This is a genomic window from Pseudomonas palleroniana (assembly GCF_022836895.1).
Classification (GTDB): domain Bacteria; phylum Pseudomonadota; class Gammaproteobacteria; order Pseudomonadales; family Pseudomonadaceae; genus Aquipseudomonas; species Aquipseudomonas palleroniana.
Window position 1 is genome coordinate 5,610,637 of the sequence record NZ_CP092411.1, and the last position, 20,259, is coordinate 5,630,895.

Annotated in this window: 15 protein-coding genes; 6 read left to right on the top strand and 9 right to left on the bottom strand. The window is 61.5% G+C overall.

Going from position 1 to position 20,259, the window contains the following annotated elements; genetic code table 11:
* The first annotated feature begins 114 nt into the window (after nucleotides 1–114).
* The 6 genes from MJP36_RS25205 (at nucleotide 115) to MJP36_RS25230 (ending at nucleotide 9,737) form a co-directional block, all read left to right on the top strand.
* Nucleotides 115–1,281 carry an efflux RND transporter periplasmic adaptor subunit gene (locus MJP36_RS25205; RefSeq protein WP_244384296.1) on the top strand — a complete coding sequence of 389 codons (1,167 nt, stop codon included), beginning with the start codon at nucleotides 115–117 and terminating at the stop codon, nucleotides 1,279–1,281.
* Nucleotides 1,278–4,373 carry a multidrug efflux RND transporter permease subunit gene (locus MJP36_RS25210; RefSeq protein WP_244384297.1) on the top strand — a complete coding sequence of 1,032 codons (3,096 nt, stop codon included), beginning with the start codon at nucleotides 1,278–1,280 and terminating at the stop codon, nucleotides 4,371–4,373. Before MJP36_RS25205 ends, MJP36_RS25210 begins: the two co-directional genes overlap by 4 nt.
* Before the next feature lie 30 nt (nucleotides 4,374–4,403).
* Complete coding sequence (locus MJP36_RS25215; protein ID WP_060753901.1) at nucleotides 4,404–5,096, top strand: heavy metal response regulator transcription factor; 693 nt, start codon at nucleotides 4,404–4,406, stop codon at nucleotides 5,094–5,096.
* Nucleotides 5,086–6,450 carry a heavy metal sensor histidine kinase gene (locus tag MJP36_RS25220; RefSeq protein ID WP_244384299.1) on the top strand — a complete coding sequence of 455 codons (1,365 nt, stop codon included), beginning with the start codon at nucleotides 5,086–5,088 and terminating at the stop codon, nucleotides 6,448–6,450. Before MJP36_RS25215 ends, MJP36_RS25220 begins: the two co-directional genes overlap by 11 nt.
* 391 nt (nucleotides 6,451–6,841) lie before the next feature.
* Nucleotides 6,842–8,164, top strand: a complete 1,323-nt coding sequence (locus MJP36_RS25225; protein WP_244384300.1) for an OprD family porin — start codon at nucleotides 6,842–6,844, stop codon at nucleotides 8,162–8,164.
* Between the two features lie 85 nt (nucleotides 8,165–8,249).
* Entirely contained in the window at nucleotides 8,250–9,737 is a 1,488-nt protein-coding gene (locus tag MJP36_RS25230) for a GGDEF domain-containing protein (protein WP_244384301.1), read from the top strand.
* A 54-nt stretch (nucleotides 9,738–9,791) separates the two neighbouring features.
* Here MJP36_RS25230 and lpxC read toward each other — a convergent pair whose 3' ends face one another.
* The 9 genes from lpxC to murD form a co-directional block, all read right to left on the bottom strand.
* The gene (lpxC, locus tag MJP36_RS25235) at nucleotides 9,792–10,703 is read right to left on the bottom strand and encodes a UDP-3-O-acyl-N-acetylglucosamine deacetylase (protein WP_003171886.1); all 912 of its coding nucleotides are present in this window, start codon (nucleotides 10,701–10,703) and stop codon (nucleotides 9,792–9,794) included.
* A 112-nt stretch (nucleotides 10,704–10,815) separates the two neighbouring features.
* Nucleotides 10,816–12,012 carry a cell division protein FtsZ gene (gene ftsZ, locus MJP36_RS25240; RefSeq protein WP_060753905.1) on the bottom strand — a complete coding sequence of 399 codons (1,197 nt, stop codon included), beginning with the start codon at nucleotides 12,010–12,012 and terminating at the stop codon, nucleotides 10,816–10,818.
* Between the two features lie 74 nt (nucleotides 12,013–12,086).
* On the bottom strand, nucleotides 12,087–13,349 hold the full coding sequence (gene ftsA / locus MJP36_RS25245; RefSeq protein ID WP_060753906.1) for a cell division protein FtsA: 1,263 nt from the start codon (nucleotides 13,347–13,349) through the stop codon (nucleotides 12,087–12,089).
* 15 nt (nucleotides 13,350–13,364) lie between these two features.
* A complete protein-coding gene (locus MJP36_RS25250) occupies nucleotides 13,365–14,234 on the bottom strand; it encodes a cell division protein FtsQ/DivIB (RefSeq protein WP_060753907.1) in 870 nt (289 codons plus the stop codon).
* Nucleotides 14,235–14,238: 4 nt separating this feature from the next.
* The gene (locus tag MJP36_RS25255; protein ID WP_060753908.1) at nucleotides 14,239–15,195 is read right to left on the bottom strand and encodes a D-alanine--D-alanine ligase; all 957 of its coding nucleotides are present in this window, start codon (nucleotides 15,193–15,195) and stop codon (nucleotides 14,239–14,241) included.
* Nucleotides 15,192–16,640: a UDP-N-acetylmuramate--L-alanine ligase gene (gene murC, locus MJP36_RS25260; protein ID WP_060753909.1), complete on the bottom strand. Its 1,449-nt coding sequence runs from the start codon at nucleotides 16,638–16,640 to the stop codon at nucleotides 15,192–15,194. The genes MJP36_RS25255 and murC overlap by 4 nt, the downstream gene beginning before the upstream one ends.
* Nucleotides 16,633–17,703, bottom strand: a complete 1,071-nt coding sequence (murG, locus tag MJP36_RS25265) for an undecaprenyldiphospho-muramoylpentapeptide beta-N-acetylglucosaminyltransferase (RefSeq protein WP_244384302.1) — start codon at nucleotides 17,701–17,703, stop codon at nucleotides 16,633–16,635. Before murG ends, murC begins: the two co-directional genes overlap by 8 nt.
* Entirely contained in the window at nucleotides 17,693–18,916 is a 1,224-nt protein-coding gene (gene ftsW / locus MJP36_RS25270; RefSeq protein WP_060753911.1) for a putative lipid II flippase FtsW, read from the bottom strand. The genes murG and ftsW overlap by 11 nt, the downstream gene beginning before the upstream one ends.
* Nucleotides 18,913–20,259: a UDP-N-acetylmuramoyl-L-alanine--D-glutamate ligase gene (murD, locus tag MJP36_RS25275; protein WP_244384303.1), complete on the bottom strand. Its 1,347-nt coding sequence runs from the start codon at nucleotides 20,257–20,259 to the stop codon at nucleotides 18,913–18,915. The genes ftsW and murD overlap by 4 nt, the downstream gene beginning before the upstream one ends.

Sequence of the window (20,259 nt, forward strand, 5' to 3'; positions counted from 1 at the left end):
GAATGGTCGGACCTTAACTGACAGCGCCGTCAGACAGCGGTCACTTTGCTGACCGGGTCGGCGAGCTATAAAGGTTCATTCATTCTTACGATCCTTTGCCCTGGCGCCTCACCTATGCAAATAAAACGAAACACGGCCCTGCTGGTGGGCGTCCTTTTGGTGCTGGCGGTTGCAGCCTGGGCATTGACCCGCCCAGCCAAGACCAAACTGGCTGCACCGGCTGCCATTCCGGTGCGCGTGGTGAGCGTTGCACAACAGGATGTCCCGCGTTTCGTCAGTGGTATCGGTTCGGTGCTGTCGCTGCACAGTGTGGTGATTCGCCCGCAAATCGACGGCATCCTGACCAGGTTGCTGGTCAAGGAAGGCCAGTGGGTCAAGGCCGGCGACCTGCTGGCAACCCTCGACGACCGCTCGATCCGCGCCAGCCTCGACCAGGCCAGGGCACAGTTGGGAGAAAGCCAGGCCCAGTTGCAGGTGGCGTTGGTCAACCTCAAGCGCTACAAGGCGTTGAGCGTTGACGACGGCGTATCCAAGCAGACCTACGACCAGCAACAAGCCTTGGTCAATCAGCTCAAGGCTACGGCCCAGGGGAACCAGGCCGCTATCGACTCGGCTCAGGTGCAACTTTCCTATACGCAGATACGCTCGCCAGTCAGCGGCCGCGTCGGTATTCGCACCGTGGATGAGGGTAACTTCCTGCGTATGAGTGATACCCAGGGTCTGTTCTCCGTCACGCAGATCGACCCGATTGCCGTCGAATTTTCCCTGCCACAGCAAATGCTGCCGACCCTGCAAGGCTTGATCGCCGCGCCGACCCAGGCCAACGTCGATGTCTACATGGGCGCCGACACCGACGGCCAGACCGGCGACCTGCTCGCCGAAGGCCATTTGAGCCTGATCGACAACCAGATCAACTCCACCACCGGCACCCTGCGCGCCAAAGCCGAGTTCAACAACGCCGCCCAGCGCCTGTGGCCGGGGCAACTGGTGACCCTCAAGATCCAGACCGCCATGGACAAAAACGCCTTGGTGTTACCGCCGACCGTGGTGCAACGCGGCCTGGACTCGCACTTCGTGTACCGGATCAGCGGTGACAAGGTTGAAGTGGTACCGGTGCAAGTGGTCTACCAGAACAGCGACCTCAACATCATCAAGGGGGTACAGGCCGGGGACGTGCTGGTCAGCGATGGTCAGTCGCGGCTCAAGGCCGGAGCCCGGGTGGAGGTGCTCAAGGAACCGCCCCAGGTGATCCAGACCGTTGCCCCTCAGGTGCAACCATGAGCGGCAGCCGTTCGCCTTCCGCGTGGTGCGTCGACAATCCGGTTGCCACCCTGCTGCTGACCTTCGCCCTGGTGTTGCTGGGGCTGATTGCCTTCCCACGCCTGGCCGTCGCCCCACTGCCGGAAGCGGAGTTTCCGACGATCCAGGTCACCGCTACCCTGCCCGGAGCCAGCCCGGACACCATGGCCTCGTCGGTTGCAACGCCCTTGGAGGTGCAATTCAGCGCCATTCCCGGCGTGACCCAGATGACCTCCAGCAGCGCCTTGGGCTCAAGCCTGCTGACGCTGCAATTCACCCTGAACAAAAGCATCGACACCGCGGCACAGGAAGTCCAGGCGGCGATCAACACCGCGTCCGGCAAACTGCCCAGGGACATGCCGAGCCTGCCGACCTGGAAAAAGGTCAACCCGGCAGACAGCCCGGTACTGATCCTCAGCGTCAGCGCCGACAGCATGCCCAGCACCGAACTGAGCGACTACGTGGAAACCCTACTGGCCCGCCAGATCAGTCAGATCGACGGCGTCGGCCAGATCAACATCACCGGACAGCAGCGCCCGGCGATTCGCGTGCAGGCCTCGCCGGACAAACTCGCGGCCATCGGCCTGACCCTCGCGGACGTGCGCCTGGCCATCCAGCAGTCGAGCCTGAACCTGGCCAAGGGCGCGATCTACGGGGAGAACAGCGTGTCGACACTGTCGACCAACGACCAGCTGTTTCACCCGGACGAATACGGCCAACTGATCGTTTCCTACAAGAACGGTGCACCGGTTCAACTGCGTGACATCGCCAAAGTCATCAATGGTTCGGAAAACGCCTACGTGCAGGCCTGGTCAGGCGATACCCCAGGCGTCAACCTGGTGATTTCACGCCAGCCGGGCGCCAACATCGTCGAGACCGTGGACCGTATCCAGGCCGCGCTGCCGCGCCTGGAAGGCATGTTGCCGGCTTCGGTCAACGTCAGTGTGTTGAGCGACCGCACCAAGACCATCCGCGCGTCCCTGCATGAAGTGGAAGTGACGCTGTTGATCGCCATCCTCCTGGTGGTGGCGGTGATGGCACTGTTTCTGCGCCAGTTGTCGGCGACGCTGATTGTGTCCAGCGTGCTTGGCGTGTCGCTGGTCGCCAGTTTCGCGCTGATGTATGTGCTGGGCTTCAGCCTCAACAACCTCACCCTGGTGGCGATCGTGATCGCGGTCGGTTTCGTCGTGGACGACGCTATCGTGGTGGTGGAGAACATTCACCGCCATCTGGAAGCGGGTCTCGACAAACGTGAAGCGGCGATCAAGGGTTCCGGCGAGATTGGCTTTACCGTCGTGTCCATCAGCTTCTCGCTGGTGGCGGCGTTTATCCCGCTGCTGTTCATGGGCGGCGTGGTCGGACGGCTGTTCAAGGAGTTTGCGCTGACGGCCACCTCGACCATTCTGATTTCGGTGGTGGTTTCGCTGACACTGGCGCCCACCCTGGCCGCGCTGTTCATGCGTGCGCCGCCCCACCAGGCCTCCGATAAACCCGGCTTCAGCGAACGCCTGCTGGCCGGCTATGCGCGCAACCTGCGCCGCGCGCTGGCCCATCAACGCAGCATGGCGGCGATCTTTCTGGTGACCCTGGCCCTGGCCGTGGTCGGTTATGTGTTTATCCCCAAGGGCTTCTTCCCGGTGCAGGACACCGGTTTTGTACTGGGGACCAGCGAAGCCGCAGCCGACGTGTCTTACCCGGACATGGTCGCCAAACACAAGGCCCTGGCCGAGATCATCAAGGCTGACCCCGCCGTGGAAGCGTTTTCCCATTCGGTAGGCGTGACCGGCAGCAACCAGACCATTGCCAACGGTCGCTTCTGGATCGCCTTGAAAGACCGCGGTGATCGCGATGTGTCCGCCAGCCAGTTCATCGATCGCCTGCGCCCCCAGTTGGCGAAAGTGCCGGGCATCGTGCTGTACCTGCGCGCCGGCCAGGACATCAACCTCAGCTCCGGCCCCAGCCGTGCCCAGTATCAATATGTCCTCAAGAGCAACGACGGCCCGACGCTCAACACCTGGACCCAGCGCCTCACCGAAAAACTGCGCGCCAACCCGGCCTTTCGCGACCTGTCCAACGACCTGCAACTGGGTGGCAGCATCACCCACATCAGCATCGACCGCCAGGCCGCCGCACGCTTCGGCCTGACCGCCACCGATGTCGACCAGGCACTGTACGACGCCTTCGGCCAGCGCCAGATCAACGAATTCCAGACCGAGATCAATCAATACCAGGTGGTACTGGAACTGGACAGCCAGCAGCGCGGCAAGGCCGAAAGCCTGAACTACTTTTACCTGCGCTCGCCGCTGACCAACGAGATGGTGCCTCTGTCGGCCCTGGCCAAGGTCGACCCGCCCAGCGTCGGGCCATTGTCCATCAGCCATGACGGCATGTTCCCGGCCGCCAACCTGTCGTTCAACCTGGCGCCCGGCGTCGCACTGGGGGATGCGGTGATCATGCTCAACCAGGCCAAGAATGAAATCGGCATGCCCGCAACCTTGATCGGGACGTTCCAGGGCGCGGCCCAGGCATTCCAGAGTTCGCTGGCCAGCCAACCCTGGCTGATCCTCGCGGCGCTGGTGGCGGTCTACATTATCCTGGGGGTGCTGTATGAGAGCTTCGTGCACCCGTTGACGATCATCTCCACCTTGCCCTCGGCGGGCCTGGGCGCGCTGATCATGCTGTGGCTGCTGGGCCAGGATTTTTCGATCATGGCGTTGATCGGCCTGGTGTTGCTGATCGGTATCGTCAAGAAAAACGGCATCCTGATGATCGACTTCGCCCTGGAAGCCCAGCGCGTGCGCGGGCTGGCACCGCAAGAGGCGATTTATGAAGCGTGCGTCACGCGGTTTCGGCCGATCATCATGACGACCCTGGCCGCATTGCTCGGCGCGGTGCCGTTGATGCTGGGTTCCGGCCCGGGTGCGGAGCTGCGCCAACCGCTGGGCATTGCCGTGGTGGGTGGCCTGCTGGTGAGCCAGGCGCTGACGCTGTTCACCACGCCGGTCATATACTTGTACCTTGAGAAGATCTTCCACCGGCCCAAGCCAGCGCTTGAGCTGGCGACCCCACATTGAGGCTGAGGCCCGTCCTGGAGCAAACGGCTCATGCGCGTTCTGATTGTTGAAGATGAAGAGAAAACCGCGGACTACCTGCACCGTGGCTTGACCGAGCAAGGCTACACCGTCGATGTGGCACGCGAAGGTGTCGAGGGTTTGCACCTGGCGCTGGAAAATGACTACGCAGTGATCGTGCTCGATGTGATGCTGCCCGGCCTCGACGGCTTCGGCGTGTTGCGCGCATTGCGCGCGCGCAAGCAGACGCCGGTGATCATGCTCACCGCCCGCGAGCGCGTGGAGGACCGTATTCGTGGCCTGCGCGAAGGCGCCGATGACTATTTGGGCAAACCGTTTTCGTTCCTGGAACTGGTGGCGCGCCTGCAAGCGTTGACCCGCCGCAGTGGCGGGCATGAGCCGGTGCAGGTCACCGTCGCCGACCTGTGGATCGACCTGATCAGCCGCAAGGCCAGCCGTAATGGCGTGCGCCTGGACCTGACGGCGAAAGAGTTCTCGCTGCTCAGTGTATTGGCGCGACGCCAGGGCGAAATCCTGTCCAAGACCGCCATTGCGGAAATGGTCTGGGACATCAACTTCGACAGTGACGCCAACGTGGTGGAAGTTGCCATCAAACGCCTGCGCGCCAAGCTCGACGGGCCGTTCGAGGAGAAACTGCTGCACACCATTCGCGGCATGGGTTATGTGCTGGAAAGCCGTGTGCTGGAGAACCCAAGTGGCCGCTAACTCGATCGCCCTGCGCCTGAGCGGCATGTTCACCCTGGTCGCGCTGCTGATCTTCGTGCTGATCGGCGGCGCGCTGTACCAGCAAGTGGACCGTGGCCTGGGCTTGCTGCCCGGCGCCGAGCTGGATGCCCGCTACAGCGTGCTGGAGTCTTCGGTGACACGCTTCGGTACGCCGGAGCATTGGGCGAAGATCACCGCCAAACTCAAGCTGCTGGGTGAGGAAGACAAACGCATCCGATTTTGGGTGGTCAGCAGCGACTCTCAGTATGAATACGGTGAGCCGGATGCACGGACTCGCGCCTTCGCCGCCGGCCCCACCGGCAAGCGCGACCTGCGTCTGCCGGGGCATGAATATCCGTTCAAAGTGCTGGTGAGCCAGTTTCCGGCCAAAGAACAACGCCCGCCCTTGCGCTTCCTGATTGCCATCGACACCGAGAACTTCCGCGCCACCCAGCACCAGCTGTTGATGGCCCTGATCGGCCTGGCCTTTGTCGGCGTAGTGCTGGCGGCTCTGCTGGGATTCTGGGTCTCGCGCATCGGGCTCAAACCCTTGGGCAAGCTCTCGGACGAAGCGCAGAAGCTTGCGCCACCCAAACTCTCCGGGCGGCTGCAGTTGTCGCCGCTGCCGCCGGAACTGAGCCAATTCGTCAACTCGTTCAACTCCACCCTGGACCGGGTGGAACAAGCCTACTCACGTCTGGAATCGTTCAACGCCGACGTGGCGCACGAGCTGCGTTCGCCGCTGACCAACCTGATCGGCCAGACCCAGGTCGCGCTGACACGGGGGCGCTCGGCAGAGCATTACTTCGAGGTCCTGCAATCGAACCTTGAAGAGCTGGAACGCCTGCGTTCAATCATCAATGACATGCTGTTCCTGGCCAGTGCCGATCAGGGCAGCAAGGCGACCAAGCTGATTGAAAGCTCACTGGCCGATGAGGTGGCCACCACCCTCGATTACCTGGACTTCATCCTCGAAGATGCCCAGGTCAAAGTGCAGGTCCGTGGCGACGCCTTGGTCCAGATCGAAAAGGCCCACCTGCGCCGTGCGCTGATCAACCTGCTGAGCAATGCCGTGCAGCACACCGCGCCGGGGCAGGTCATCGACGTGAGCATTGAACAGCAGGCGCATCAGGTGACAATCAGCGTGACCAACCCTGGCGATGAGATTGCCGGCGAGCATTTGCCACGCTTGTTCGAACGTTTTTATCGGGTGGATGCGTCGCGCAGCAACAGCGGAGCGAACCATGGATTGGGGCTGGCCATTGTCAAGGCGATTGCGCTGATGCATGGAGGGGATGTGTTTGTACGCAGTGAGGGTGGCGGCAACACCTTTGGCATCACCCTGCCAATCTGAATCCGCCGGCAAATGTGGGAGGTGGCTTGCTCCCGATAGCGGTGCATCAGTCACAAATGTAGCGACTGACACTCTGTTATCGGGAGCAAGCCCCCTCCCACACTTGAAACCAAACACATCAGCCAGGCCAAACTGTTGCGGTTTTGGCAACAGTCATTATCTTGTTACACTCTGTATCGCACCGCTCACCTGCGTTACTTTGACGCATCGATGAGCGCGATGGCAACGACAGCTTCCCGCTCACCCGAATTTCCCTCGACTTATTTCCAGGGCTCTACACTGGGAATTCGTCTTAAAGCCGCTGACTTCAGCGGCTTTTTTTTGCCGTAAAAAAAGGCCAGGCATCCCCTACGACATTGGCCGTCAATGATTGACCAAAGGAGCTTCACCGGTGAAAACCTCGCTGACATTCACCCCGTTATTCATCGCTATTGCAGCAACGATCACCTCTCTCGCCCACGCCGCCGACCCGACCTCCGCCGACGGTTTCGTCGAAGGCTCGCACCTCAACATCAACACCCGCAACTACTACATGAACCGCGACCGTCGCGACATTCACACCGATGACAGCAAGGAGTGGGGCCAGGGTTTTATCGGCACCTTCGAGTCCGGTTACACCCAAGGCACGGTCGGATTCGGCCTGGACCTCAATGCCATGCTCGGCCTCAAGCTTGACGGCGGTGGTGGCACCGACGGTTCCAGCATCCTTCCTTATGGCAGCGGCAACGGCAAAGCCCCCGGCTCGTTTTCCACCGCCGGCGGCACCTTGAAAATGCGCGCTTTCGATACCGAGCTGAAAGCCGGTGACCTGTTGCTCAACAACCCGGTAATCGCTGGCGGCATGACCCGCATGTTGCCGCAGACCTTCCGTGGCGTGAGCCTGGTCAACCACAGTTTCGACGGTTGGATGATCGAAGGCGGCCAGGCCAGTTTCACCAAGCTCTACAACCAGAGCGGCCACCGCCGTATCGGCACCAGCTACGGCACCCTGCCGGACCACACCGACAGCCGACACCTGAACTGGGCCGGCGTATCGTTCAGCGGTGTTGCGGGCCTCACCAGCAATCTATACGCGTCCGAACTCAAGGACGTCTGGCATCAGTACTACTACGACCTGGACTACACCTACACGCTGAACGACCTGGTCAGCCTCAACCCTGGCCTGCACTACTATCACACCCAGGACACCGGGCAATCGTTGCTGGGCAGCATCGACAACAACACCTACAGCCTGCACCTGACCGTGGGCATCGGCCATCACAGCGTCACCGCCGCCTACCAACGGGTCAACGGCAACACGCCATTCGACTACATCACCCAAGGCGACAGCATTTACCTGGATAACTCCCAGCAATACTCGGACTTCAACGGACCTGGCGAGCGCTCGTGGAAGCTCAAGTACGCTTATGATTTTGCCGGCCTCGGTCTGCCTGGCCTGACCTCAGCCGTCTCGTACATCAGCGGCAAGACCGACCTGACCAAGGTCGACCCCAACAGCCGTGGCTACAGCGCCTGGTATAGCGCTGACGGTAAGGACGCCAAGCACTGGGAACGCGACATCGACCTCAAATACGTGGTACAGGGCGGCAAGGCCAAGAACCTGGCCGTGCGCCTGCAATGGGCGACCAACCGTGGGGGCAATGGCTACTCGGCGGTAGACCGGGATGTGGATGAATACCGCGTGATCGTGGACTACCCGATCAATGTGTTCTGATCAACAAACTTTTCTTATTAACCAATGATTTAATTTTCATCGCGCAGAACTAAACTGCCAGTATCTACCTGTTGAAGTCTGCGCGATGAGACAACCCCGCACTCGTAAACTGCCCGTTCGTTCGGAACTGTTGCTGCTTTTGGGCAGCAGCCTGACCGTAATCCTGATCGTGGTGATCGTCACGGCGCTGCTGAGCCGTGAACACGCCAGCACCCTGCAGGCGGCCAAGCGCATGACCACCAACATCGCCCAGTTGATCAACGCCGATGTGCTGCGCAACGTCGAACTCTACGATCTGGCATTGCAGGGTCTGATCGCGGCCACCTCGTACAAGGACTTGACGTCGGTGCCTGCGGACATCCGGCACCTGGTGCAGTTTGATCAATCCAACGCGGCGCCCTTCAAAGGCGAAGTACTGCTACTGGATGCCAATGGTGCGGTGATTGCCGACTCCTCTACCCTGCATCCGACACGGCGCAACTTTGCTGATCGCGACTACTTCCTGGTGCAGCAACAGAACCCCGACGCCGGGCTGTTTATCAGCCGCCCGTTCAAGATCCACTGCGACTGCGAGCAAGTGTGGCGTATCGCATTCAGCCGCCGCGTATCCGGGCCCAATGGCGAATTTGCCGGGGTGGCGGTGGCGACCATGCGCCTGGCGTATTTCGATCAATTGTTCAATCGCCTCGCCATCGGCAGTGGCAGCTCCGTGAATCTGCTGAGCAGCCGCGGCATTCTCCTGGCCCAGCAGCCGTTGCTGGAACGCGACATGATCGACAAAGACCTGAGTGATCGCCCCAACTTCAAGCGCATGCTGCGCGAAGGCGAAGGCAGCTTCCAGGCAGTCTCTACCCTCACCGGGATAGAGCGCCTATATACATTCACCAACGTGGGCGACCTGCCGCTGATCGTGGTGGTGGCCCTGTCCAGCGAGGATGTGTTCGCCCCCTGGAAACGTGCCGCGTTGCTGACCAGTGGTGCCACCGGTGTACTGTGCATCGGTTTGTTATGGCTGACCTGGATGCTGCGTCGCGAACTGCGCCGCCGCTATCGCGCCGAACAAGTGCTGTCGGAGTTGGCCGCCACCGACGCCCTGACCGGCCTGGCCAACCGCCGTGTGCTCGACCAACGCCTGCAACTGGAATGGGACCGCGCACAACGCTCGACCGAGCCGCTGACGCTGCTGATGATCGATGTCGATCACTTCAAGGCATTCAACGACCGCCACGGCCATCACGGTGGCGACGAGGCACTGCGCACGGTTGCCCAGGTAATCAGCGACAACATCCGGCGCCCGGCAGACCTGGCCGCGCGCTACGGTGGAGAAGAGTTTGCGGTGGTGCTGCCGCACACCGACGTCAAAGGCGCCTGGGTGATCGCCGAACATATCCGCAGCAGTGTCGAACACTTGCCACTGGTGCCCGGCGCCGAGCAGCCGATTACCGTGAGCATCGGCATGAGCACCTGGGACAAACACAGCCACATGTCCCTGGAGACGTTATTGCTCAGTGCGGATCAGGCGTTGTATGAGGCCAAGTACTCGGGCCGTAACCGGATAGCAATGAGCGAATAAAAAAAAAGGCCACCCGAAGGTGGCCTTTCAAAACTAAAGAAAGAGAGTTGTTACTTACACCGCCGCAACGGGACGCATGTAAGAGATCGGTGCGGTGCTGGCATCTTCGAAGGTCACGACTTCCCAAGCGTCTGTCTGCTCAATCAACTTGCGCAGCAGCTGGTTGTTAAGGGCGTGGCCCGACTTGAAGCCTTTGAACTCACCTATCAGGCTGTTGCCCAGCAGGTAGAGGTCACCGATTGCATCGAGGATCTTGTGCTTCACGAATTCGTCTTCATAGCGAAGGCCGTCTTCGTTCAGTACACCATCCGCGTCGACCACAATGGCGTTTTCAACGCTACCGCCGAGTGCGAGGTTGTGCTTGCGCAGGTACTCGATGTCACTCATGAAACCAAAGGTACGCGCGCGGCTGACTTCTTTTACGAACGAAGTACTGGAAAAATCCACGCTTGCACTTTGGGTGCGGTCACGGAATACCGGGTGATCGAAATCGATCTCAAAGCTCACTTTAAAGCCTTCGAACGGGACGAAGGTGGCGCGCTTGTCGCCGTCTTCTACTGTCACTTCCCGCAGAATACGAATGAACTTCTTGGCTGCGTCCTGTTCTTCCAGGCCGGCAGATTGAATCAAGAATACGAAGGGTCCAGCGCTGCCATCCATGATCGGGACTTCGGACGCGGAGAGCTCGACGTAGGCGTTATCGATGCCCAGGCCAGCCATGGCCGAGAGCAAGTGCTCCACCGTATCCACTTTGACGTCACCATTGACCAATGTGGTCGACATAGTGGTTTCGCCAACGTTTTCCGCGCGAGCAGGAATCTGCACCACAGGGTCCAGGTCGGCACGAACAAACACGATGCCGGTGTCGACAGGTGCAGGTTTGAGGGTCAGGTATACCTTCTCCCCGGAGTGCAGACCTACACCTGTTGCACGGATAATATTCTTCAGGGTGCGTTGTTTAATCATGGATTGGACCGCTTCAGCGCAAATTGCGAACTGGTATCAACAAAGGCTGGCGATAATACCAGACCAGACCTTTGCTGAACACCAATCACCTTCATAGCCCTGATACATTCCATTAATCGGCCTGACGACGCAAGAATGCCGGGATGTCCAGGTAGTCCAGATCATCTTGCGGATTCAGGCTACGGGACGCCGCAGCACCGGCCTGGGCCTGGTTGCGCATCACGGTCGGACGGTCCAGATCACGGTAGTTCACCGACGGCTGTTCCTGACGCACGGGCGCTGGAGCCGCAGCTGGCTGGCTGGCCTGGCTGTTGTGCAAGGTGTTGTCGATGACCTTCACAGGCTTCTCGATTTTTGCACCCAGGCCGGTAGCAACCACGGTCACGTGCAGCTCATCACGCATGTCCGGATCGATAACGGTGCCGACCTTGACCATGGCGTGCTCGGAAGCGAAGGCTTCGATGATGCTACCCACGTCGGAGTATTCGCCCAGGGACAGGTCAGGACCTGCGGTGATGTTCACCAGGATGCCGCGCGCGCCTTGCAGGTTCACGTCTTCCAGCAACGGGTTGCGGATGGCCGCTTCAGTGGCTTCGCGTGCACGGTTCGGACCGCTGGCGCAGCCAGTGCCCATCATCGCCATGCCCATTTCGCTCATCACGGTACGCACGTCGGCAAAGTCGACGTTGATCATGCCTGGGCGCTTGATGATGTCGGAGATACCGCGAACGGCACCGGCCAATACATCGTCAGCCTTGGCGAAAGCCGACAGCAGGCTGGCGTCTTTACCCAGGATAGTCAGCAGCTTCTCGTTGGGAATGGTGATCAACGAGTCGACGCTTTCAGACAGCAGACGGATACCTTCGTCGGCGATCTGCATGCGCTTGCGGCCTTCGAACGGGAACGGACGGGTCACCACAGCGACGGTCAGAATGCCCATTTCCTTGGCCACTTCGGCAATGATCGGCGCAGCACCGGTACCGGTACCGCCGCCCATGCCGGTGGTGATGAACACCATGTTGGTGCCTTGCAGCACTTCGGCAATACGCTCGCGGTCTTCCAGAGCGGCTTGACGGCCGACTTCCGGGTTGGCGCCGGCGCCGAGGCCCTTGGTCACGGCTGTGCCCAATTGCAGGATGGTCCGCGCACCGATACTTTTCAGCGCTTGGGCATCAGTGTTGGCGCAAATGAACTCAACGCCTTCAATGTTGCTCTTGACCATATGGTTGACAGCGTTGCCGCCGCCACCGCCGACACCGATCACTTTGATGACCGGGCTTGCGGGGATGTTGTCTACGAGTTCGAACATGTTCCCTCTCCTTTCATTTTCTCTAGTTTTTTCGCCTACTGCTTGGAACGGTGTTGCGGTGTTGCGGTAAATCGTTAGAAGTTGCCTTGCACCCAGCTTTTGATCCGGTCCAGCAACGGCGCTTTCTCATCGTCGTCGCTGCGGTAGCTGTCACGAATGCTCGGGCCCGACAGGGAAATGCCGTCGGTCTGCTTTTGCAGCCCGTACAACAGCAAGCCCACGCCAGTGGAATAAATCGGGTTGCGCACCACGTCGCCCAGGCCCTTCACGCCATGAGGCACGCCCAGGCGCACCGGCATGTGGAAGATTTCCTCGGCCAGTTCGACCGCGCCTTCCATTTTCGAAGTACCACCGGTCAGCACGATGCCGGCCGGGATCAGATCTTCGTAGCCACTGCGGCGCAGTTCCGCCTGGATCAGGGTGAACAGTTCGTCGTAGCGTGGCTCGACCACTTCGGCCAGGGCCTGGCGCGACAGTTCGCGCGGTGGGCGGTCGCCGACACTTGGAACCTTGATGGTTTCACCGGCACCGGCCAGCTTGGCCAGGGCACAGGCGTAGCGAATCTTGATTTCTTCGGCGTACTGGGTCGGTGTCCGCAACGCCATGGCGATGTCGTTGGTCACCTGGTCGCCCGCAATCGGGATCACGGCGGTGTGACGGATCGCGCCTTCGGTGAAGATCGCGATGTCGGTGGTGCCGCCACCGATGTCCACCAGGCACACGCCCAGTTCTTTTTCGTCGTCGGTCAGTACCGAGTAGGCCGAAGCCAGTTGCTCGAGAATGATGTCGTCGATTTCCAGGCCGCAGCGGCGCACGCATTTTTCAATGTTCTGAGCGGCGTTGACGGCGCAGGTCACCACGTGGACCTTGGCCTCCAGACGTACGCCCGACATGCCCAGGGGCTCGCGAACACCTTCCTGGTTGTCGATCACATAGTCCTGCGGCAGGGTGTGCAGGACGCGCTGGTCAGCCGGGATGGCCACGGCCTGGGCGGCGTCGAGGACGCGCTCGAGGTCGGCCGAACTGACTTCGCGGTCGCGGATCGCCACGATGCCGTGGGAGTTCAAGCTGCGGATGTGGTTACCGGCAACGCCGACGAACGCCGAGTGAATCCGGCAACCGGCCATCAGCTGCGCTTCTTCGATGGCGCGCTGGATCGATTGCACGGTGGACTCGATGTTGACCACCACGCCCTTCTTGAGGCCCCGGGACGGATGCGTGCCAATACCGACGATTTCGATCGTGCCGTCTTCCCCGACCTCGCCCACCAGCGCCACCACCTTGGAGGTGCCGATATCGAGACCGACGATCATTTTGCCGCTTTGCACGTTTGCCATGGGTCCTGCCTCTTCTTAATTCTTCGCGACAGCGGGTTGTGCTGCCGTGGGCGCAGCCGGTGTACGCCAGCCGACGGCCAGGCCGTTGGCGTAACGCAGGTCGACGCTCGCAATGTTCGTAATCTGTTCTTTCAAGGTTTTGTCATAGATGGCAATAAAGCGGCGCATCTTCTCCACCAAGCGGTCGCGTCCCAGCAACAACTCGATGCCCGGGCCGGAACTGCCTGCCCCGGTCGTCAAAAACCAGCTGCCCCGCTCACGCAATTCCAGGCGTGCAATGGAGAAGCCCAGCGGCCGCAGCATCTGGCTCAACGCCTGGTACTGCTGCATCACTTGCTGTTGCGCCCGCTGCGGCCCGAACAGCTGCGGCAGGTGCTCATAGTTGGCCACTTCACGAGGCGCAAACGCCTGCCCCTGGTTGTTCAGCAACGCGCCATCACCCCAACGGGCCACGGGCAGTTGCTCTTCCAGGCGGATCGTCACCTGGTCCGGCCATACACGGCGGACTTCGGCGTGGGCGATCCACGGCATCTGTTCCAGCTCCGAGCGCATACCGGCCAGGTCGATGGTGAAGAAGCTCGCCGCCAGGTACGGGCCGATGCGCTGCTGCACCGCCTGCTGGCTGATGTAGCTCAAGTCGCCCTGCACACTGACCTTGGTAATCGGTCGGTCGGCATACGGCAGCAGACGCTGGGCGCCCTCGTAGGTGCCGAAACCCAACGCCACCAGCAACACCGGCCAGAACAGCGCCTTGAGGAAGCCAAAGTTGGCCTTGGGCAAGCGCACCGACATCGGCTCTTTAGCCACCATTCGGCTGGCACCCCGTGGCACCGGCTTGCGGCTCGGTACGGGTGGGGGCTGATGACGAAGCGATGCGCCGTTCATGTTCTTAGCCTCTTGACTCAACGCTTGCGGCCAGGATCGCCAGCACCAGCTGCTGGAAATCCAGACCGGCGGCACGGGCGGCCATAGGTACCAGGCTGTGATCGGTCATGCCGGGAGCAGTGTTGACTTCCAGGAACCAGAAATTCCCTTGCTCATCCTGCATCACGTCTGCCCGCGCCCAACCGGCGATACCCAGTGCCTCACAGGCTTTCGCCGTGAGGTCCATCAATTGCTGTTCCTTGGTTGAATCGAGGCCACATGGAATCCGGTACTGGGTATCGGAAGCCAGGTACTTGGCGTCGTAGTCATAAAAGGTGTGGGGCGTACCCAATGCGATAGGCGGCAATACCTGGCCACGCAGGGTGGCGATGGTGTACTCGGGACCTTGGATCCACTGTTCCACCAACACTTGCGAATCGTAGGTACTTGCCGCTTTCCATGCGTCGATCAATTCGGCGGCCGAGTTCACTTTGGCCATGCCGATACTGGAGCCTTCATGGGCAGGTTTGACGATCAAAGGCAGACCCAGTTCCTTGGCCGCGGAAATACAATCGTCTTCGCTGCACAGAACACTGTGACGCGGGGTTGGAATCCCCAGGCTGTGCCACACCTGCTTGGTGCGCAACTTGTCCATGGCCAAGGCGGAAGCGAGGATGCCGCTGCCGGTGTAAGGGATGCCCGCGCACTCCAACAGCCCCTGCATGCTGCCGTCTTCACCGCCACGGCCGTGGAGAATGATGAAGGCGCGGTCGATCTTCTCGGCCTGCAGGCGGGCGAGGAAATCATCGCCCACGTCGATACCGAAGGCATTCACACCGGCGCTTTGCAAGGCTTCGAGCACGGCGTTGCCGGATTTGAGCGACACTTCGCGCTCGGCGCTTTTGCCGCCGAACAGCACCGCTACACGGCCGAAGTCGGCCGGGGTAATTCTGGAAAACAGGGAGCCGTAGTCAGTGGTCATTTCGACTTCCCCTTTTCGGCAGCGGCGAAAAGCGGGCTCGCCAGCAATTTAGGGGCAAGGCCACCGATGTCGCCGGCGCCCTGGCACAGCAGGATATCGCCGGCACGCAACAGCGGCTTGACGAGCGGCGCCAGATCCACGCCGCGCTCGATGTAGATAGGGTCCAACTGGCCACGCTGGCGGATGCTGTTGCACAACTTGCGGCTGTCGGCGCCCGGAATCGGTTCTTCACCGGCCGGGTAGACTTCCATCAACAGCAGCACGTTGGCATCGGCCAATACATTGACGAAATCGTCATACAGGTCGCGGGTGCGGCTGTAGCGATGCGGCTGGTAGACCATCACCAGGCGGCGCTCCGGCCAACCGCCGCGCACGGCCTTGATCACCGCCGCGACTTCAGTCGGGTGGTGGCCGTAGTCGTCCACCAGCATCACGTCGCCACCGTCTACCGGCAACTGGCCGTAGACCTGGAAGCGGCGGCCCACACCGGCAAAGCGCGACAAGCCTTCGACAATGGCTTCATCACTGACACCCTCGTCGGTGGCAATGCAGATGGTCGCCAGGGAGTTGAGCACGTTGTGGTTGCCCGGCATGTTGACCGAGACATCCAGCGGCTCACGGTCAGGACGCAGCACGGTGAAGAAGGTTTGCATGCCTTCCTGGCGCACATTGATTGCGCGCACATCCGCGTCTTCGCTGAAGCCGTAGGTCACGGTCGGGCGCTTGACCAGCGGCAGGATTTCACGCACGACCGGATCGTCCAGGCACACCACGGCCAAACCGTAGAACGGCAGGTTGTGCAGGAACTCGACGAAGGTTTTCTTCAACTTGTTGAAGTCGCCGTCGTAGGTCGCCATGTGGTCCGCGTCGATGTTGGTCACCACCGCCACCAACGGTTGCAGGTGCAGGAAGCTGGCATCACTTTCGTCGGCTTCGGCGATCAGGTAGCGGCTGGTGCCGAGCTGTGCATTGGTGCCGGCTGCATTCAGGCGGCCACCAATCACGAACGTCGGGTCCAGGCCACCGGCGGCGAATACCGAGGCGATCAGGCTGGTGGTGGTGGTTTTGCCGTGAGTACCGGCGACGGCGATGCCATGGCGATAGCGCATCAGCTCGGCCAGCATCTCGGCGCGTGGTACCACCGGAATACGCCGTTCAAGGGCGGTGGCCACTTCCGGGTTGGAGGTGTTCACGGCACTTGAAACCACCAGTACATCAGCCTCGGCGGCGTTCTCGGCGCGATGGCCGATAAAGATCTGTGCGCCGAAGGACTTCAGGCGATCGGTCACCGGCGACTCTTTCAAGTCCGAACCGGAGACCTGGTAACCCAGGTTCAGCAACACTTCGGCAATACCGCACATGCCCACGCCGCCGATCCCGACGAAGTGGATACGACGGATGCGGCGCATCTCCGGTTGTGGCATGGCTTTCTGATTCTCAACCATGGGCCACCTCCAGGCAGATATCCACCACGGTGCGGGTAGCGTCGGGTTTGGCCAGGCGGCTTGCGGTGCTCGCCATGTTGCTGAGTCGTTCCGGTTGCATCAAAACCTCGGTCAGGCGTGCGGCCAAATCGGCGGCGCCAGTCGTTCTTTGCGGCAGCAGGAAGGCAGCGCCCTCCCCGGCCAAATATTCGGCGTTGCGGGTCTGGTGATCGTCGATGGCATGGGGCAAAGGCACCAGCAACGATGGCAGACCGGCGGCGGCCAGTTCACTGACGGTCAGCGCACCAGCGCGACAGACCACCAGGTCGGCCCAGCCATAGGCATGGGCCATGTCTTTGATGAAGGGCTGTACGTTCGCCTCTACACCCGCCTCGCGATAGCGCGTGGCGGTGACTTCACCATGATCCTTGCCGGCCTGATGGAAGATCTCCGGGCGCAGCTCCACCGGGAGTTGCGCCACCGCTTCCGGCAGCAGCTTGTTCAGCGGCTCGGAGCCCAGGCTTCCGCCCAGGATCAGCAGGTGAGCCTTGCGCCCGACTAGGGCCTGGCGCGCGATATCCATAAACAGTTCGGTGCGTACCGGGTTGCCGGTGGTACGCAGTTTGTCCGAGACACCAAAGGTCTGCGGGAAAGCCTCGCACACCCGCGCAGCCAACGGCGCCAGCATGCGGTTGGCGGTGCCGGCGACGGCGTTCTGCTCGTGCACGATCACCGGCACACCCGCGAGCCTGGCGGCAACACCGCCAGGGCCGGTGACGTAACCACCAAAACCGAGCACACAGACCGGCTTCAGTTCGCGGATGATCTTGCGCGCCTGGAACACCGCCTTGAGCAGCACAAACGGCGCCTTGAGCAGGGACAGCTTGCTTTTGCCACGCAGGCCGGTGACGTTGATCAGATGCAACGGCAGGCCGGCATTCGGCACCAGGTCGTTCTCGATGCCACGCGGCGTACCCAGCCAGTGCACGGTGTAGCCACGGCTCTGGAATTCACGGGCGCAAGCCAGGGCCGGGAACACATGGCCCCCGGTACCGCCCGCCATGATCAGCACGTTAGCGCCCATGAGACGGCTCCTCGGCGAAGTCGCTTTCGCTGAACTCCATCTCTTCGCTGCCCAGGTGGGTTCGACTCTCCCACTCGATGCGCAGCAGCAAGCCCAGGCACACGCAGCAGATCACCAACGAACTGCCGCCGTAACTGAGGAACGGCAAGGTCAGACCCTTGGTCGGCAGCAGGCCGACGTTCACCCCGATGTTGATCAGGAACTGGCCGATCCACAGGAACGACAAGCCGTACGCCACATAGGCGGCGAAAAACTGTTTGGCCTTCTCGGCCCACAAGCCGATGTACATGCCGCGTACGCACACAAACAGGAACAACGCGACGGTGCACAGCGAACCCACCACGCCCAGCTCTTCGGCGAGCACCGAGAATACGAAGTCGGTATGCGCTTCCGGCAGGTAGAACTGCTTCTGCACACTGTTACCCAGGCCCACGCCCAGCCACTCGCCGCGACCGAAGGCGATCAGCGCCTGGGTCAACTGGTAGCCGGAACCGAACTGGTCGGACCAGGGGTCGGTAAAGGTAATCAGACGCGCCATACGATAGGGTTGCGCCTGGACCAGAATCGTCACCGCCGCAACCGCCAGCACCACCATCAAGGTGAAGCGGAACAGGCCCACGCCGCCCAGGAACAACATCGCCGCCGCCGCGCCCATCATCACCACGGTTGCGCCGAAGTCGGGTTCCATCAGCAACAGGCCGGCCATCGGCAGCAGCACGATGAACGGCTTGAAGAAGCCCATCCAGCTTTCGCGCACTTCTTTCTGTCGACGTACCAGGTAGCCGGCGAGGTAGATCACCACGAACACCTTGGCGATTTCCGACGGCTGCACGTTGAACGCACCGAAGCCGATCCAGCGCATCGAACCGTTCACCTCGCGACCGATGCCGGGCAGGATCACCATGACCAGCAGGCCGAACGCGCCAATCAGCATCATCCAACCCAGGCGCTGCCAGGTGGCGATGGGGATCATCATGGTGACAACGCCGGCCCCGAGGCCGATCACCAGGTACACCAGGTGACGGATCATCATGTACAGGGTGTTGCCCGACTGCACAGCGGCAACTTCGGAGGATGCCGAAGTGATCATCACCAGGCCCAGGCCCAGCAGCGCGAGGCAGCCGGCGAGCATTGGGAAGTCGAGGTCGATACCACGCCCGGTGATGATCGGCGACGGGTACGGCTTGATGATGTTTCTGAAATTGATGCTCATGCCAAGGCCTCCACGCCGCGGGCAAACAACTGGCCGCGCTCTTCGTAGTTCTTGAACATGTCGAAACTGGCACAGGCCGGCGACAGCAACACCGCGTCGCCCGGCTGGGCCAGGGCCCTGCATTGCGCAATGGCGTCGTCCAGGGACGTCACGCGAACCTGCGGCACGGTGTCACCAATGGCGGCACCGATCAGGTCCGAATCACGGCCCATCAACACCACGGCGCGGCAATGTGCGGCGACCGGCTCTTTGAGGTCCTTGAAGTCGGCGCCCTTGCCATCACCGCCGGCAATCAGCACCAGCTTGCCTTCGATATCGGCGCCGAGGCCTTCGATGGCCGCCAGCGCCGCACCGACGTTGGTCGCTTTGGAATCGTTGTAGTAACTGACGCCATCCAGGTCGCGAACCCACTGGCAGCGATGCTCAAGACCACCGAATGTGCGCAGGCTCGACAACATGGCATCGAACGGCAGGCCAACGGCATGACCGAGCGCCAGTGCCGCCAGGGCGTTGGACTGGTTATGCGCACCGCGGATTTTCAGCTCGCGCACCGGCATCAGGTTCTGGAATTCGAAGGCCAGGTATTTCTCGCCGTTTTCTTCACGGATACCGAAGGCCTTGAAGTCGGGTTTGCCCAGACCGAAGGTCCAGCACGGCAGGCCCTCGCCCATCAGCGGACGGCTCAAGGCATCCTGACGGTTGACCACTACCTGCCTGGCACCGCGGAAGATCCGGTGTTTGGCCAGGTGATACGCCGGCAGGCCGCTGTAGCGGTCCATGTGGTCTTCGCTGACGTTCAGCACGGTGGCGACTTCGGCGCCCAGGTCGTGGGTGGTTTCCAGCTGGAAGCTCGACAGCTCCATCACGTACAGCTCGACGTCGTCGCTGAGCAAGTCCAGGGCCGGCACGCCGAGGTTGCCGCCCACGGCCACACGCTTGCCGGCCGCTACGGCCATCTCCCCGACCAGGGTAGTCACGGTGCTTTTTGCATTGGAGCCGCTGATGGCCACGATCGGCGCCTTCGCGTGCCGCGCAAACAGGTCAATATCGCCCGACAGCTTCACGCCACGCGCCGCTGCTGCTTGCAGGGCCGGTGTCGCCAGCGCCAGGCCGGGGCTCACGTAGAGCTCGTCGGCGTGGCACAGAAACTCGACATCCAGCTCGCCACAACGCACTTCCACGTGCGGATAGTCACGGCGCAGCGTGACCAGCTCCGGTGGATTTTCCCGCGTGTCGGCCACGGCGAACGCCACGCCCCGGCTCGCCAGGAAGCGAACCAGGGACATGCCGCTCTTGCCGAGGCCGACAACGATGCGGAAGTGGTCTGAAGCGATCAGGGACAC